The sequence below is a fragment of the Arthrobacter sp. OV608 genome, from assembly GCA_900110595.1.
In the GTDB taxonomy this organism is placed as follows: Bacteria; Actinomycetota; Actinomycetes; order Actinomycetales; family Micrococcaceae; genus Arthrobacter.
This window is the reverse complement of the sequence record FOEZ01000019.1, coordinates 62,793-76,920: the sequence shown is the minus strand read 5'-3', so window position 1 is coordinate 76,920 and position 14,128 is coordinate 62,793. Positions and strand designations below refer to the sequence as shown.

Annotated in this window: 11 protein-coding genes, 2 tRNA genes, 1 pseudogene and 1 riboswitch; of the genes and pseudogenes, 1 reads left to right on the top strand and 13 read right to left on the bottom strand. The window is 66.6% G+C overall.

Annotation, left to right across the window (positions count from 1 at the left end; translation table 11 throughout):
* A pseudogene (locus BMX78_RS23280) lies at window positions 1-265 on the top strand (IS256 family transposase); the annotation flags it as partial.
* Between the two features lie 107 nt (window positions 266-372).
* Here BMX78_RS23280 and BMX78_RS19050 read toward each other — a convergent pair.
* The 13 genes from BMX78_RS19050 to BMX78_RS18990 all read right to left on the bottom strand — a co-directional run bounded on the left by BMX78_RS19050 (window position 373) and on the right by BMX78_RS18990 (window position 14,107).
* Window positions 373-445: transfer RNA gene (locus BMX78_RS19050), tRNA-Ala, on the bottom strand.
* A gap of 179 nt (window positions 446-624) precedes the next feature.
* Window positions 625-700 (bottom strand) — tRNA-Ala (locus tag BMX78_RS19045).
* 116 nt (window positions 701-816) lie between these two features.
* Entirely contained in the window at window positions 817-1,218 is a 402-nt protein-coding gene (gene rsfS / locus BMX78_RS19040) for a ribosome silencing factor (protein ID WP_050054813.1), read from the bottom strand.
* A gap of 46 nt (window positions 1,219-1,264) precedes the next feature.
* Window positions 1,265-2,725 (bottom strand): hypothetical protein, encoded by a 1,461-nt coding sequence (locus BMX78_RS19035; protein WP_091422889.1) that lies wholly within the window; start codon window positions 2,723-2,725, stop codon window positions 1,265-1,267.
* A gap of 7 nt (window positions 2,726-2,732) precedes the next feature.
* Window positions 2,733-3,359: a nicotinate-nucleotide adenylyltransferase gene (gene nadD / locus BMX78_RS19030; protein ID WP_255470920.1), complete on the bottom strand. Its 627-nt coding sequence runs from the start codon at window positions 3,357-3,359 to the stop codon at window positions 2,733-2,735.
* 40 nt (window positions 3,360-3,399) lie between these two features.
* The gene (locus BMX78_RS19025; protein WP_091422887.1) at window positions 3,400-3,633 is read right to left on the bottom strand and encodes a hypothetical protein; all 234 of its coding nucleotides are present in this window, start codon (window positions 3,631-3,633) and stop codon (window positions 3,400-3,402) included.
* Between the two features lie 78 nt (window positions 3,634-3,711).
* Window positions 3,712-5,094: a glutamate-5-semialdehyde dehydrogenase gene (locus BMX78_RS19020; protein ID WP_091422884.1), complete on the bottom strand. Its 1,383-nt coding sequence runs from the start codon at window positions 5,092-5,094 to the stop codon at window positions 3,712-3,714.
* 26 nt (window positions 5,095-5,120) lie between these two features.
* Window positions 5,121-6,272 (bottom strand): glutamate 5-kinase, encoded by a 1,152-nt coding sequence (proB, locus tag BMX78_RS19015; protein WP_091422881.1) that lies wholly within the window; start codon window positions 6,270-6,272, stop codon window positions 5,121-5,123.
* A complete protein-coding gene (gene obgE, locus BMX78_RS19010; RefSeq protein WP_091422879.1) occupies window positions 6,262-7,851 on the bottom strand; it encodes a GTPase ObgE in 1,590 nt (529 codons plus the stop codon). Before obgE ends, proB begins: the two co-directional genes overlap by 11 nt.
* 116 nt (window positions 7,852-7,967) lie before the next feature.
* A complete protein-coding gene (rpmA, locus tag BMX78_RS19005; RefSeq protein ID WP_009372867.1) occupies window positions 7,968-8,231 on the bottom strand; it encodes a 50S ribosomal protein L27 in 264 nt (87 codons plus the stop codon).
* A gap of 59 nt (window positions 8,232-8,290) precedes the next feature.
* Window positions 8,291-8,599 carry a 50S ribosomal protein L21 gene (gene rplU / locus BMX78_RS19000; protein ID WP_091422877.1) on the bottom strand — a complete coding sequence of 103 codons (309 nt, stop codon included), beginning with the start codon at window positions 8,597-8,599 and terminating at the stop codon, window positions 8,291-8,293.
* A 263-nt stretch (window positions 8,600-8,862) separates the two neighbouring features.
* A complete protein-coding gene (gene thiD, locus BMX78_RS18995; protein WP_502686311.1) occupies window positions 8,863-10,416 on the bottom strand; it encodes a bifunctional hydroxymethylpyrimidine kinase/phosphomethylpyrimidine kinase in 1,554 nt (517 codons plus the stop codon).
* Window positions 10,406-10,503, bottom strand: a riboswitch (TPP riboswitch). Its footprint overlaps the gene before it by 11 nt.
* A 166-nt stretch (window positions 10,504-10,669) precedes the next feature.
* Window positions 10,670-14,107, bottom strand: coding sequence for an Rne/Rng family ribonuclease (locus BMX78_RS18990; RefSeq protein ID WP_091422873.1), 3,438 nt, complete (start codon window positions 14,105-14,107; stop codon window positions 10,670-10,672).
* Between the last annotated feature and the right edge of the window lie 21 nt (window positions 14,108-14,128).

Genomic DNA, 14,128 nt, shown 5'->3' with positions numbered 1-14,128 from the left:
GATCAACGCCGGACTCAAAGACCTGCTCCGCACCCACCGCGGGCTCACCCCGGACCACGCCGCCCGCGCCGTCGACTGGTACCTCTACCTGCGCACCGAGCATCTTCAAGACCCCTGGAAACTGGTACAGCCCCGCCACTGGCAACCTCAAAGAAAGAACCCCAGTCGCGTCGATGAACCCATCGGTCCAGCCCTCTATGACACAGCCTTCAGCGCCGAGGAAGGAAACGGAATCCAACAAGGATGGGGCGGACGACGCAGATGACACGCCCAAGCCGTACACACATTTTGGCCGCTAACCCGGGCCTGAGGGACGCGACTTCTCGGGTTAACGAAAAAGGAACCACCCGCGAGGGTGGTTCCTTTTACCGGTGGAGCTGAGGGGACTCGAACCCCTGACCCCCTGCATGCCATGCAGGTGCGCTACCAGCTGCGCCACAGCCCCGGACTTTGTTGCTTTGCGGTGTCCCGCCGGAGCAACCTGATCAGCTTAATGCACTTTGGCCCGCTGCGCCAATCGGCGTTGTTCCGGGCGTCTCCAGCATCGCCCTGCTGCCTTGAAGTTGCGGCCGGAACGGGGAAAACCAAAAAATCCGCCGGAATCAATTGATTCCGGCGGATTGTTGGTGGAGCTGAGGGGACTCGAACCCCTGACCCCCTGCATGCCATGCAGGTGCGCTACCAGCTGCGCCACAGCCCCGAATTATTGCTGCTCTACGAGCTTTTCTCCCGGGTTTCCCCGAAGCAACTCAAATATCTTAGAACAGCAATTCCGAAAATTCCAAATCGGGCATATTCCGCGTGGTTCCCGGGTTGCTACTCCGCGTCAGAGGCAGCGGCGGCCTTCGCGGAGGTGTCATCGCCAAGCTGCAGGTCCACCACCGGGCAGTCCTTCCACAGGCGCTCCAGCGCATAGAAGACCCGGTCTTCCTCGTGCTGGACGTGGATGACGATGTCCGAGTAATCGAGCAGGACCCAGCGGCCGCCGGAACGGCCTTCGCGCCGTACTGGACGCAGATCCTGCTTGGCGAGTTCTTCTTCAATGCCGTCAACAATGGCATTGACCTGCCGCTCGCTGGGCGCTGAAGCAATGAGGAAAACGTCGGCCAGGGCAAGGCGTTCGCTCACGTCCAGGGCCACGATGTCCTGGGCAATCTTGTCCGCGGCCGCTTTGGCAGCGGCGCGGGCTGTGATGATGGATGATTCTGATGCAGTCACGGGACTCCTTGTTGATTTAAAAAGCGTGGGTGCCGGCCGGGGCCGGTCAGTGGGACATGCCGCTGATGATCAGGACGATGCCGGAGATGAGTGCCAGGATCCCGAACGCCAGGACGCAGAACTGGAGGATCCGGTTGCGGTTTGCGCGGGCGAGGCCTGCCGTGGCGGCATCGAGGGGATCGAGTCCATGGGCGGACCGGGCCGGGATGCGTGGCAGGTCTTCGAAGGCTTCTTCGACGGCCGTGTTGGCCGCCGCCGGAGGCGCCATGGCCGGCCTTGGGCGGGCGGCCGCCCTGGCAGCGGCTTCGGCACGGGCAATAACCTGCGACCGGCCGGTTCCGTTATCGGAAGGAGTTGGCCGCCCGCCGCCTGCCGGGCGTCGCTTCTTGGTGCCAGCCGCCGGAGGAACCTTGGTGCCGGGGCGGGTGGTGACCGGAACATGGGATGTTGCCGGCGGCTTCATTACCGGCCGGTCCACTCCGGGCACCTGGACGAACTCCAGCGGCGTGACCATTGCCAGGTTGCTTGCAGCAGACGGGGCCGGCCGCTGACCGGCGGCAGGCTGTGCTTTCGGCCCCTGCTGCGGGGACTTCTGCTGACCCGGTACAGGCTTCCGGCCGGGTACAGGCTTCTGGCCGGCTGCACCTTTCTTGCCTGATGCCGGTTCCGGGGCAAGTTCCGGTTCCTGGCCGGACAGGGGCTCTTGGCCCACCGGAACGCCCGCCTGTTCGGCCAGCTTCTGCCGGGCCATGGCGCGCCGGTTGATCACGGCGGCACGTTCCGCCAAGGCAATCTGCTCCGCCAGGATTTCCGGGTCCACTGCTTCCGGATCAAGGGAGGCAATGTGCTCCATCTTGGCGATCTGGTTCTTGGCCTGCTCGGCGAGCAGGGCCCTGGCTGCCAGCGCCTGCTCTACGGTCATCCCCTGGGGAGCCCTGGACGGCTGTGCATTCGCAGCCGGAGTGGTGGCAACCTTGGGGTCTTGGGCGGCATCGGCTGGTGCCTGGCGGGCTGGGCTTCCCGTCCTGTTGGCATCCGGAGCGGCGGGTCCGGCGGGTCCGGCGGGGGCCACGATAGGGGTGGCAGCGGTGAGCGCCTGCTCCTTCAGCTGCTGCAGGCGGAGTTGGCGCCGAGTGGGCGGGCCGCTACCGGCCAGCTGGCCCTCTTTTTCTTCCAGTTCCTTGATAGTCCGCAGTGCGGCCCGGTCACGGGCACGGATCTGGGAGGAACGCTGGGTGTGCGTCTGCTCAGCAGCCTGGGAAGGTACTCCCGGGGCAGGGGCATTTGGCGTGCCGGAATCCGCAGCAGGGGCACCGGACGCTGTGGCACCCGAAGCAGTGGCACCTGCAGCGCTGGCACCGGCAGCACTAGGGGCCGGGCGGCCGGCCGGCGGCCGTTTTGTGGCAGGGGAAACCTGATCCGTGCCTGGGGACACGGATGCCTGTTGTGCATCCCTGGCCTTCCGGAGTTCCCGGCGGCTGCGGATGGGGGGCTGTTCCTGACTCATTGAGAACTCATTCAGTGCTGGCGGGTTCGCTTGCTTCGGAAGTGGCATTCACGTCTGCCGGCGCGTCAAGGTAAAGGCCGTACTTGGCGATGTACTGGACCACCCCGTCCGGAACGAGGTACCACACAGGGTTGTTCGCTGCCACGCGGGAACGGCAGTCCGTGGAAGAGATGGCCATGGCGGGCACCTCCAGCAGGCTGACGTCCTTGCGGCCCATGCCGTCCAGGACGTGTCCGGGCCTGGTGACGCCGACAAAATGCGCCAGTGACCACAGCTCGTCGATGTCCTTCCAGGACAGGATCTGCGCGAGGGCGTCTGCCCCAGTGATGAAGAACAGGTCAGCCTCTGGACGCTGGGCCCTGAGGTCGCGCAGGGTGTCGATGGTGTACGTCGGACCGGGCCGGTCAACATCCACTCTGCTGACAGTAAACCGCGGGTTGGAGGCCGTGGCGATCACTGTCATGAGGTAACGGTGTTCCGGTTCACTGACCTGTTTGTGGGACTTTTGCCACGGCTGCCCGGTGGGGACAAAAACCACCTCGTCCAGGTCGAACTCGGCAGCAACTTCACTGGCCGCCACAAGGTGGCCGTGATGGATGGGATCAAATGTCCCGCCCATCACGCCCAACCGCAGCCTGCCGTTGGCACCGTTACGGTGCAGAGCGCGGGAAATGTTAGTGGCCCTGCCCGTGATCGTGCTTGTTCGGGTGCTGGCGGTGCGGGTCCGCGTGCTCCTCCGTCGCGGAGTGGCGGTTGCCCAGGTTGGTGTACGAGAGGGTGATGAACATCATGACCACGAGGATGCCGAAAATGCTGACGCCGAAGACCCACGGCTCAGCCCACAACGGCGCGAGCTCTTCATGTTCTCCGCCCTCGGCGACGGTGGCGGCAATTTGCTGGAACAGCATGTTCTCCCCTAATGCTCAAAGGATTGTGGCAGCGGAAAGCTCCGCCGATTCTGACTTCTGGTCTATGTTACCGCGTAGCTACCCGCGGACCTGGCCCTCGCCCTGCACGATCCACTTGGTGGTGGTGAGCTCGGTCAGGCCCATGGGACCGCGGGCATGCAACTTCTGCGTGGAGATGCCCACCTCGGCACCCAGGCCCAGCTCCCCGCCGTCGGTGAACCGGGTGGAGGCGTTGACGATGACCGCCGCAGAGTCCACCTCGGCGATGAAACGCTCGGCATTGGCCAGGTTGTTGGTGAGGATCGCCTCGGTGTGCCCCGTGGTCCAGGTCCGGATGTGCTGCACGGCCTCATCCAGGCTGTCCACCATGGCAACGGCAAGATCGAGGTCCATGTACTCCGTGGCCCAGTCCTCGTCGGTGGCCGGTTCGGACTCGATTGCAGCGGGTAGGGCGGCACGGATGCGTTCGTCAGCGTGCAGCCGCACGCCTGCTTTGCTCAGGGCTGTGGCGACGGCGGGCAGCACCGTGGAGCCCGAGTGGACCAGGAGGGTCTCCACCGTGTTGCACACGCTGGGACGCTGGGTCTTGGCGTTCAGGAGGATCTCCACTGCCATGTCCTCGCTGGCGGATTCATCAATGAAGATATGCACGTTCCCCTCCCCCGTCTCGATGACCGGGACGGCGGAATTGGTGACAACAGTCTGGATGAGGTCACGGCCGCCACGGGGAATCAGCACGTCCACCCTGCCGCGGGCGCGCATGAGGATGTTGGCTCCGTCGCGCCCGTACTGGTCAACGGTCTGCACGGCATCGGCAGGCAGGCCCACGGATTCCAGGGCCTCACGCAGTACGCGGACCAGGACTTCATTCGTTGCCTGGGCTGCGCTGCCGCCGCGCAGGATCACGGCGTTGCCGCTCTTGAGGGCGAGTCCTGCGATGTCCACTGTGACGTTCGGCCGGGCCTCGTAGATGGCGGCCACCACGCCCATAGGGACGTTGACCTGCCGCAGGCGCAGCCCGTTGGGAAGGGTCTGGCCGCGGACCACGTTGCCTACGGGGTCAGGGAGATTGGCCAGGTTTTCCAAGGCAGCGACCAGCCCGGCGATCCGGGCATCGGTCAGCGTGAGCCGGTCCAGCATGGCTGCGGAGGTGCCGTTGGCCTTGCCTGCCGCGACGTCCTTGCTGTTGGCGGCGAGGATGGCCCCGCTGTTTTCCTGCAGTGCAGCCCCCACCGCAAGAAGGGCGCGGTCCTTCCAAGCACGGTTTGCCGCGGCCATGCGCCGGGCGGCAAGACGGGAACGGTCCGCGATGGCGTGGACCGCTGCTTCAACATCAACACTGCCGGAAACCGGAGCCTCGGCCGGGACCTTTACTGCGGATGAGTCAGCCGGCTGCATGGTGGAAGCGGCAGCGGTGTCTCCGGAGTTTTCAGCAGTGGTGTGGATCAGGGCCTCAGTCATGTTCCAAGTTTAGGCGAGCCAGGGGCTCAGACCAGCACCAGGTCATCTACGTGAACAACTTCACGGTCGTAGCCGCTGCCGAGGGCCTCGCCAAGGTCACGGGTGGAACGGCCCAGCATCTGGGGCAATTCAGCGGACGAGTAATTAACGAGCCCCCGCGCCACCACGGTGCCGTCGGCACTGGCGATCTCGACGGCGTCGCCCGCCTCAAAGTCTCCGTGCACGGCGGAGATGCCGGCCGGCAGCAGTGAGGTGCGGTGATGCCGCACGGCCTTCACCGCGCCGTCGTCCAGGATAAGGCGGCCCTGCACCGACGCCACGTGGGCAAGCCAGAGCAAGCGGACGGGCTTGCGGGCGCCGTTGACGGTGAACCAGGTGCCTACGTCCTCGCCGTTCAGGGCGGCGGCCGCGTTGGGCGTTGAGGTGACCAGTGCATGGATGCCGGAGCCGGCGGCCATGGTGGCTGCCTCCACCTTGGTCTGCATGCCGCCGGTGCCCACGCCGGCTTTGCCGGTTTTGCCGATGGACACACCCTCGAGATCGTGGGGGCCTTCAACGAGGGGGATCCTTTTGGCACCGAGCGACGGCGGTCCGTCATACAGGGAGTCGACGTCGGACAGCAGCACCAGTGCGTCCGCCCGGACCAGGTGCGCCACCAGGGCGGCCAGGCGGTCGTTGTCGCCGAAACGGATTTCATGGGTGGCCACGGTGTCGTTCTCGTTGACCACCGGGACCACGCCGAGGTTAAGCAGGCGGTCCAGGGCGCGGAAGGCGTTGGTGTGCTGGCTGCGGCGCATCAGGTCCTCGGCCGTGAGCAGCACCTGGCTGACGGTCACGCCGTGCGCGCCGAAGGCCTGGGTGTAGCGGGCCATCAGCAGCCCTTGGCCCACGCTGGCCGCAGCCTGCTGGGTGGCGAGGTCGCGCGGGCGCTTGGCAAGGCCCAGCGGAGCCAGGCCGGCGGCGATGGCACCGGAAGAGACCAGGATGATCTCCGTGCCGGTGTTGCGCTTGGCGGCCAATGCATCAGCGAGGGCCGTCAGCGCCTCCTCGGAGATGCCGCCCTTGATGCTGGTCAGGGAGGATGAACCCACCTTGACCACGATCCTGCCCGCGTTCGCGAGCACGCTCCTGTCCACGGACCGGGTGAGCGGATCCGCGGCTGCCGCCCTAGAACTCATCGTCCGCGTCCAGTCCACTCTCCTTGAGGGGCTTGGCAACCCGGCGGCTGCTGACGGACTCGGTCCAGATGCCGGCCTTGCGCTCCGCTTCCAGCTCGGCGCGGGCGGCTGCCTTGGCGTCCTTGCGCTCCTGCTGCTCGTCGCGCTTCTGGCTGCGGGTGGGCCGGTCGCCGATGTCCGCAAAGCGGACGTCCGTGCCGCGCGGCGATGCCAGGAGCTCTGCGCCTGCCATCATGGTGGGCTCCCAGTCGAAGACGACGCCATCGTCCTCGCCGATGACCACCGTGTCGCCCGGCTTGGCGCCCTGCTTGAACAGTTCGGTCTCCACACCGAGCTTGGCGAGGCGGTCCGCAAGGTAGCCGATGGCTTCCTCGTTGGTGAAGTCGGTCTGCTTGACCCAGCGCACGGGCTTCTCACCCATGACGCGGAACAGCGGCTCGAGACCTTTTTCCTCGCGGCGGATCTTGAACCCGGATTCGTTGACAGCGCGCGGCCGAAGCACGGCGGGCTGTACCTTGGGCGGAGCAGCAGCCACAGCATCGCGTGCGGCCTTAACGATGCCGGCCATGGCGAAGCCGAGCTGGCGGAGGCCCTCGTGGCTGGTGGCCGATACCTCAAACACCTGGTAGCCGCGGGATTCGAGTTCGGGGCGCACGAAGTCGGCCATGTCCTTGCCGTCCGGCAGGTCCACCTTGTTCAGTGCCACCAGGCGGGGACGGTGGTTGAGCGGAACAACCTCCCCGTCCTGCCCGGCGTAGCTCATGTCCACGGCGTACTTTTCCAGTTCGGCCTCAATGATGGCCAGGTCGGAGAGGGGGTCGCGGTCCGATTCGAGGGTGCCGCAGTCCAGGACGTGGACGAGTGCCGCGCAGCGCTCCACGTGGCGCAGGAAGTGGTGTCCCAGTCCCCTGCCCTCGCTGGCGCCTTCGATCAGGCCCGGGACGTCGGCAATGGTGAAACGCACTTCACCGGCCTGCACAACACCCAGGTTAGGGACGAGCGTGGTGAAGGGGTAGTCCGCGATCTTGGGCCGGGCGGCGGACATGGCAGCGATCAGGCTGGATTTGCCGGCGGACGGGAAGCCCACCAGCGCGATGTCGGCGATGGACTTCAGCTCGAGGACAACGTCCCTGGAATCACCTTCGATGCCAAGCAGCGCGAATCCGGGCGCCCGGCGCTTCTGCGAGGAGAGGGCAGCGTTGCCCAGGCCGCCGATGCCGCCTGCTGCCGCCACGAACTCGGCGCCTTCGCCCACGAGGTCGGCCAGGACGGTGCCGTCCTTGGACTTGACCACGGTGCCGTCCGGGACGGGGAGGATGAGCGTCTCGCCGTTCTTCCCGCCGCGCCAGTCGCCCATGCCCGGTCCGCCGTTGCTGGCATGCCGGTGCGGTGCGTGGTGGTAGTCGAGGAGTGTGGTGGTCTGGTGGTCCACGCGCAGGATGACGTCGCCGCCGTTGCCGCCGTCACCGCCGTCGGGACCGCCCAGCGGCTTGAACTTCTCACGGTGCACCGAGACACACCCGTTGCCGCCGTTACCGCCGGATACGTGCAGTACTACCCGGTCTACAAAGCTGGCCACGTGGATCTCCTCAGTGCTGTTTCCTGGACGCCGCGGGGCGCCAAGAAGATTGTAATGCGGTTAAAAGAACAGTGGAGCGGACCCTCAGGCCCGCTCCACCGCTTCAGAACTGGTTGTTACTCTGCAGCTGCAGCAGCAACGATGTTGACGACGCGACGACCGCGGCGGGTGCCGAATTCAACGGCGCCCGGGGTCAGGGCGAACAGGGTGTCGTCGCCGCCACGGCCTACGCCGGCGCCCGGGTGGAAGTGGGTGCCGCGCTGGCGGACGATGATCTCGCCGGCGGAAACAACCTGGCCGCCGAAGCGCTTTACGCCGAGGTACTGAGCGTTGGAATCACGACCGTTGCGAGTGGAGCTCGCGCCCTTTTTATGTGCCATTTGAAATGCCTGCCTCTAAATTCTGGGGATCTGCTGAAAAACCTGAACAGTAACGAAGGTTACTGGATACCAGTGATCTTGACCTTGGTCAGTTCCTGGCGGTGACCCTGGCGCTTCTTGTAACCGGTCTTGTTCTTGAACTTCTGGATCACAATCTTCGGACCACGGAGGTCGTTCAGGATCTCAGCTGTAACAGTTACCTTGGCCAGGTCAGCAGCGGCAGTGGTGATCTTGTCACCATCAACCAGGAGCAGCGCGGGCAGCTGAATGGTGCTGCCAGCCCCACCGGCGACGCGGTTCAGGGTAACGAAGTCTCCAACGGAAACCTTCTCTTGGCGGCCGCCTGCGCGGACAATCGCGTACACCACTTGGGAACTCACTTCTCTCGACGTTTATAACTAAATTTGCGTGCGGAACCGACTATCAAAAGCCTGGTTTCTCGCTGTGCCTCAACGCCGTGGGGTCGTAACCCAAGTGTTGGCGTAAGCACCGAAGATCTAGATTACGCTAATTTTGTCTTCGGCCGCAAATGAGGCTGGTTCCCGGCGGGTTGCTGTGATAGGTACCACAGTCCAGGTCCGGCGTCCGCACCCTGCCCCACCATAGTACCGGCCCGCACGCCGGCGGTTGTTCACGCGTGCAAGCGCGGCGCGTCAAAGAAGTCCACTTCCAGCCGGCACGACTGCTTGAACGCCGCAATCATCGCGTCCCTGTCAGCCGCCGAGGCGTTGCGTCCCGCCTCATCCACAATGGCAATGGCCTGGCGGGTGGCGGCGGCGAAGCCCTCATCAGCGTAGGTGCGCAGCCAGGCAGCGTAAGGGTGCCCAACAGGTTCGCCGGCGGCGAGGAACCGGGCGTGCAGGGATGCACCAACCTCTGCGTACAGCCAGAAGCAGGGCAGGACCGCTGCGGCCAGCACTGCATAACTGCCCGACGCCGAAGCCGCGGCCAGGTGGTCAACGTAAGACTTCGTCACCGGGCCAAGTTCAGGCCGGACTGCGCGGGTGATCAGCCAGGAGCGATGCAGCTCCGACTCGACCTCCAGGCACTGGCTGGCAGACCCGGCCCAGAAGAGCTGTTCTGCCTCTGAGGGCGCCAAGGCGCTGGCCCGTGCCAACACGCGGGAGTAGCCGTTGAGATAGATGGCGTCCTGCGCAAGGTAGTACGCGAACTCCTGCTCCTGAAGGCTGCCGGAGACCAGGCCGCGGATGAAGTCCAGGGCATAGATATCCTCCAGGTCCGGCTGGGCCTCACTCCAGAGCCGGGCGGCGAAGCTGCCTTCGGAGGGAATCGGCGGCAGGTGGTGGAAGTGGTGCACCGGGCCGTTGCCGGTTCCCACCTCCAACGTTCCCGACGCTTCCAGCGCGCCTGCCAGCCACGGCTTGACCTCACGGAGTGACGCTTCCCAGTCCCCCAGCCGCGCCTGGGCAGTAGCCATCGCGGAGGACAGCGAACAGCCGGTCCCGTGGCTGTTCCGGGTTGCCACCCGCTCTCCGGGCAGCACCACAATGTCACTGGACAGCAGGCCCGCGGTGTTGACCAGGGCATCCGGGCACTCGCTGCCGTCCAGGTGGCCACCCTTGACCAGCACGGTGGCCCCGGTAGCCGCGGAGAGGGCGCGTCCCTGTTCCAGGGCTCCCGCCCAGTCCTCCTGCACGTCGCCGCCCACCAGCATGGCGAGTTCAATGAGGTTGGGGGTGATGAGGTGGGCCAGCGGCAGGAGTCCGCGCAGCGCGGCTTCGGCGGACTCCTGCAGGAGCCGGTCCCCGCTCGTTGCCACCATCACCGGGTCCAGGACCACGACGGCGGGCAGGACCTTGCGCAGCCAGTCCCCCACCGCTTCGATCACCTCGGCACTGCCGAGCATTCCGATCTTGACGGCATCGATGCCGATGTCGTCGCTGACGGCATCCAGCTGCGCAGCCAGGAAATCGGCCGGCGGAACGTGAACGGACCGGACGCCATGGGTGTTCTGGGCGGTAAGGGCCGTGATGGCGGCCATTCCGTAGCCGCCCAATGCCGCAATGCTTTTGAGGTCGGCCTGGATGCCGGCTCCCCCGGACGGATCAGAACCGGCAATGGACAGCACCCGTGGCACAGGGCGGCCAGGTGCCGTGGGTGCTGGGAAGAAGGCTGCGGAGACGGAAGTTGGGGTGGCAGCGGGTATTGCAAGAGTCGCAGACAAGAGACATCCCTTCGCCGGTGCTAGCCGGACAGGTTCAACGGGTGTGGATCTCAGCCGGCTCTCTGCGCGGCACCCCGTGTCGGTTCCCCAGCCTAGCTTTTTTGGCCGGTGCAGGCCCAAGGTGACACATTGCGACCCGCCTGAACTGTCTTCCTGAGCCTTGAACTGTTCGGCAGAAGGTATGGCAATGCCCGGCCGGCCACTGGTGTGGCTGGCCGGGCATTGCCTGCTGATTGTCAGCGCTGCTTGCTCCCTAGAGCTCCGAGGCCGGGACCCCTACGCCCAGGATGATGGGCGCTTCGGCCGCCTTGGCTGCCGGCTTTTCGGCGCCCGCGCTTCCGGTGCCAGCCGGCTGGGGGGCCTTCGCCTCATGGGAGTGGCCCGTGCCGGCCGGAGCAACGTTCTCGTGCTGCTCCACGGTGGTTTCGTTTGCAGCACCCTGGGCGCGGCTGGCGCTGCGGTGGCGCCGGGGCCGGCGCTGCCGCGTCTGCTCGAGCGTGTGGTCGCTGTAGTCCTTCTCCGGTGCCTCAGCGCGCTGGGGAGCGGGCTGGGACTGCTGCGCCGGCGCCGCCTGTTCAGCCCGCGGGTTCTGCTCGTGCGCCTGCTCAGGTTCAGCCTGCTCCTGCCGCGCTTCAGTGTCCGGCTGGGCTTCCGGTTCCGTGGCCGGCTGGCCAAGGTGGGCGAACGCTTCGGCGAGCCGGTCCAGGGTCAGTGCCGGCCGGGGCTGCTGCTCCTCCGCGTGCTCCACAAACGGCAGTACCACCTTCTCGCCGCCGAAGGTCAGCACGGCAGCCGGACGGGTATCGGCGTCGCGCTTTTCAGCAGCCGGTGCGGGAGCGGGCTGCTCCCCGGCCGCCTGCTTGGCTGCCGCCACCTCGTCGTCATGCAGGTGCGCTGCGTGCGCAGCGGCGGCGATGTTGGCCAGTGCCAGCCTGGTGGCTTCCGCCTTGGCGTGCCGTTCGGCGTCCGAGGGGTCGGGGTGCACGGTGTGGATCTGCACGGCAGCAGCAGGCGCTGCTTCGGGCTGCTGGCCGCCGCGGCCCCGGCGCCGCTTCCGGTCGGGGCGGGCACCGGGCTGGTTGTTGTCCGGGCGCAGGCTGTCAGGGCGGTGGCCTTCATTGCGCGCTTCGGGGCGGCTGTCAGCACGCTGGACGTGGTGCTCGGCGGCCACGATGTTGGCGCGGCGGTGCTCCACGGGGTCGTCGTGGGTGACCACGCCGCGGCCTGCGCACGCTTCACACTGTTCGCCGAACACTTCGAGCAGGCCGGTGCCCATCCGCTTGCGCGTCATCTGGACCAGGCCCAGCGAGGTGACCTCGGCCACCTGGTGCTTGGTGCGGTCGCGTCCCAGGCATTCCACCAGGCGGCGCAGCACAAGGTCGCGGTTGGATTCGAGGACCATGTCAATGAAGTCGATGACGATGATGCCGCCGATATCGCGCAGCCGGAGCTGGCGGACCACTTCCTCCGCGGCCTCGAGGTTGTTTTTGGTCACCGTCTCTTCGAGGTTGCCGCCGCTGCCGGTGAACTTGCCGGTGTTGACGTCCACCACGGTCATGGCTTCGGTGCGGTCGATCACCAGCGAACCGCCGGAGGGCAGGAAGACCTTCCGCTCCAGCGCCTTGTGGATCTGCTCGTCGATGCGCCACGCGGCGAAGATGTCCTGGTCCTTGGTCCACTTCTCCAGGCGGCCCACCAGGTCCGGAGCCACGTACGTGACGTAGGCCTCGATGGTGTCCCAGGCTTCCTCGCCGGAGACGATCAGTTTGGAGAAGTCTTCGTTGAAGACGTCGCGGACCACCTTGATGGTGAGGTCCGGTTCGCCGTAGAGCAGCTCCGGGGCAAGGATCTTGGTGGACTTCGACTGGCTCTCGATGCCCTCCCACTGGGCGCGCAGCCGGTTGATGTCGTGCGTCAGCTCTTCCTCGGACGCGCCCTCCGCAGCGGTGCGCACAATCACGCCGGCGTGCTCGGGAAGGCGGTCCTTCAGGATCCGCTTGAGGCGGTTGCGCTCGACGTCGGGCAGCTTGCGGGAGATGCCGGTCATGGAACCGCCGGGCACGTACACCAGGTAGCGGCCTGGCAGCGAGATCTGGCTGGTCAGGCGGGCGCCCTTGTGGCCCACGGGGTCCTTGGTCACCTGGACCAGGACCGTATCGCCTGACTTCAGGGCGTTTTCGATGCGGCGCTGCTTGCCCTCGAGACTAACGGCTTCCCAGTTGACCTCGCCGGCGTACAGGACCGCGTTGCGGCCGCGTCCGATGTCCACGAACGCAGCTTCCATGGACGGCAGCACGTTCTGGACCTTGCCCAGGTAGACGTTGCCGATCAGGGAGTCCTGCTGTGTCTTGGACACAAAGTGCTCGGCCAGGACGCCGTCTTCAAGGACGGCGATCTGGATTCTGTCGTCGCGCTGCCGGACGATCATTTGCCGGTCCACGGATTCGCGGCGGGCCAGGAACTCGGCTTCGGTGATGACGGTGCGGCGGCGGCCGGTATCGCGGGACTCGCGGCGGCGCTGCTTCTTCGCCTCCAGGCGGGTGGAACCCTTGACACTGGTGACCCGGTTGCTGACCGGCGCTTCGGTGACGGCGCGCGGCGCACGGACGCGGGTGACGGTGTTGGGCGGGTCATCTTCCCCGCCGCCCGTCAGCTCGAGGTCCTGGTCACCGCGGCGGCGGCGGCGACGACGGCGGGACGTGACTCCGTCCTCCACCTGCCCTGCAGCCTCCTCGTCGGCGTCGTCGGAGGCATCGGCGTCGGCCTCTTCGCTGCCTTCAAGCTCAGCGTCTTCACCCTCGCCCGGGCGGCCGCGGTTGCGGCGCCCTCGGCCCCGGCGCCTGCGGCGGCCGTTTGCATCATCGGTATCGCTGTCGTCAGCTTCGTCCTCGCCTGCTTCCGTGGCGGCGGCAGGTGCCGGCCGCACCACGGTGCTCAGGTCCGGGGCCTGGAACAGCACAGAGGTGGGGGAAGCGGGTTCCAGGAACAGGGAGCCGAAGGGGCTCGCGGGAGCGGCGGGTGCCGGCTCCTTAGCGGCTGTTTCGGTGGAAGCATCTGCCGGCGCCTGCACAGGCGCCTGCGCGGCGGGAGTCTCATCTGTGGGCTCTTCCGCAGGTGCTTCTTCCACTTCGGGCTTGCCGGTCTCATCAGAGGGGACGGCAACCGTCGGCGTGGCAGCAGTTTCAGCCGGTGCAGGTGCTGCAGCCACCGGTTCTGTAACAGCGGATTCGGTTGCTGCGGCGGGGGCCGCCTCCGCGGCAACCGGTGCAGAGGTCTTACGGGTGGCCACGCGGCGGCGCCGGACCGGCTTTGCTTCGGGCTCAACGTCCACTGCGGTTTCCGGGGCTGCTTCCTCCGCAGATTCCGGAAGTGCGGGAGCTCCGGCAGCAGCCTCCGCGGCCGGGGCATCGGCCGGGAGCTGGGCGGTCCCAGGGGCTGCTTCCCCGGCAAAGGCAGGAAGCGGCTCAGCGACGTCGTCCTTCTTGCGGGAACGCGAACGCCGGACGGGAGCCTTGGCCTCGGGAGCGGCCGCTTCCCCGGCATCGGGGGAAGGAATCAGGGCTTCATCGGCCTTGGGAGCCGCTTTCCGCCGGGTCCTGGTGGCCTTCTTCGGTGCGGCGTCGGCCTCTGCGGCTACGGCCTCCGTGGCCGGTGCGTCTTCGTTAACGGCTGAAACTTGTTCATTATCCATATGTGGCAACACTCCTGCCCC

Excerpts from the sequence above, each read along its gene's own strand:
- BMX78_RS19035 (WP_091422889.1), bottom strand. The coding sequence starts at position 2,725 with ATGAGTCAGGAACAGCCCCCCATCCGCAGCCGCCGGGAACTCCGGAAG.
- BMX78_RS19025 (WP_091422887.1), bottom strand. The coding sequence starts at position 3,633 with ATGCTGTTCCAGCAAATTGCCGCCACCGTCGCCGAGGGCGGAGAACAT.
- BMX78_RS19020 (WP_091422884.1), bottom strand. The coding sequence starts at position 5,094 with ATGACTGAGGCCCTGATCCACACCACTGCTGAAAACTCCGGAGACACC.
- proB (WP_091422881.1), bottom strand. The coding sequence starts at position 6,272 with ATGAGTTCTAGGGCGGCAGCCGCGGATCCGCTCACCCGGTCCGTGGAC.
- rpmA (WP_009372867.1), bottom strand. The coding sequence starts at position 8,231 with ATGGCACATAAAAAGGGCGCGAGCTCCACTCGCAACGGTCGTGATTCC.
- BMX78_RS18990 (WP_091422873.1), bottom strand. The coding sequence starts at position 14,107 with ATGGATAATGAACAAGTTTCAGCCGTTAACGAAGACGCACCGGCCACG.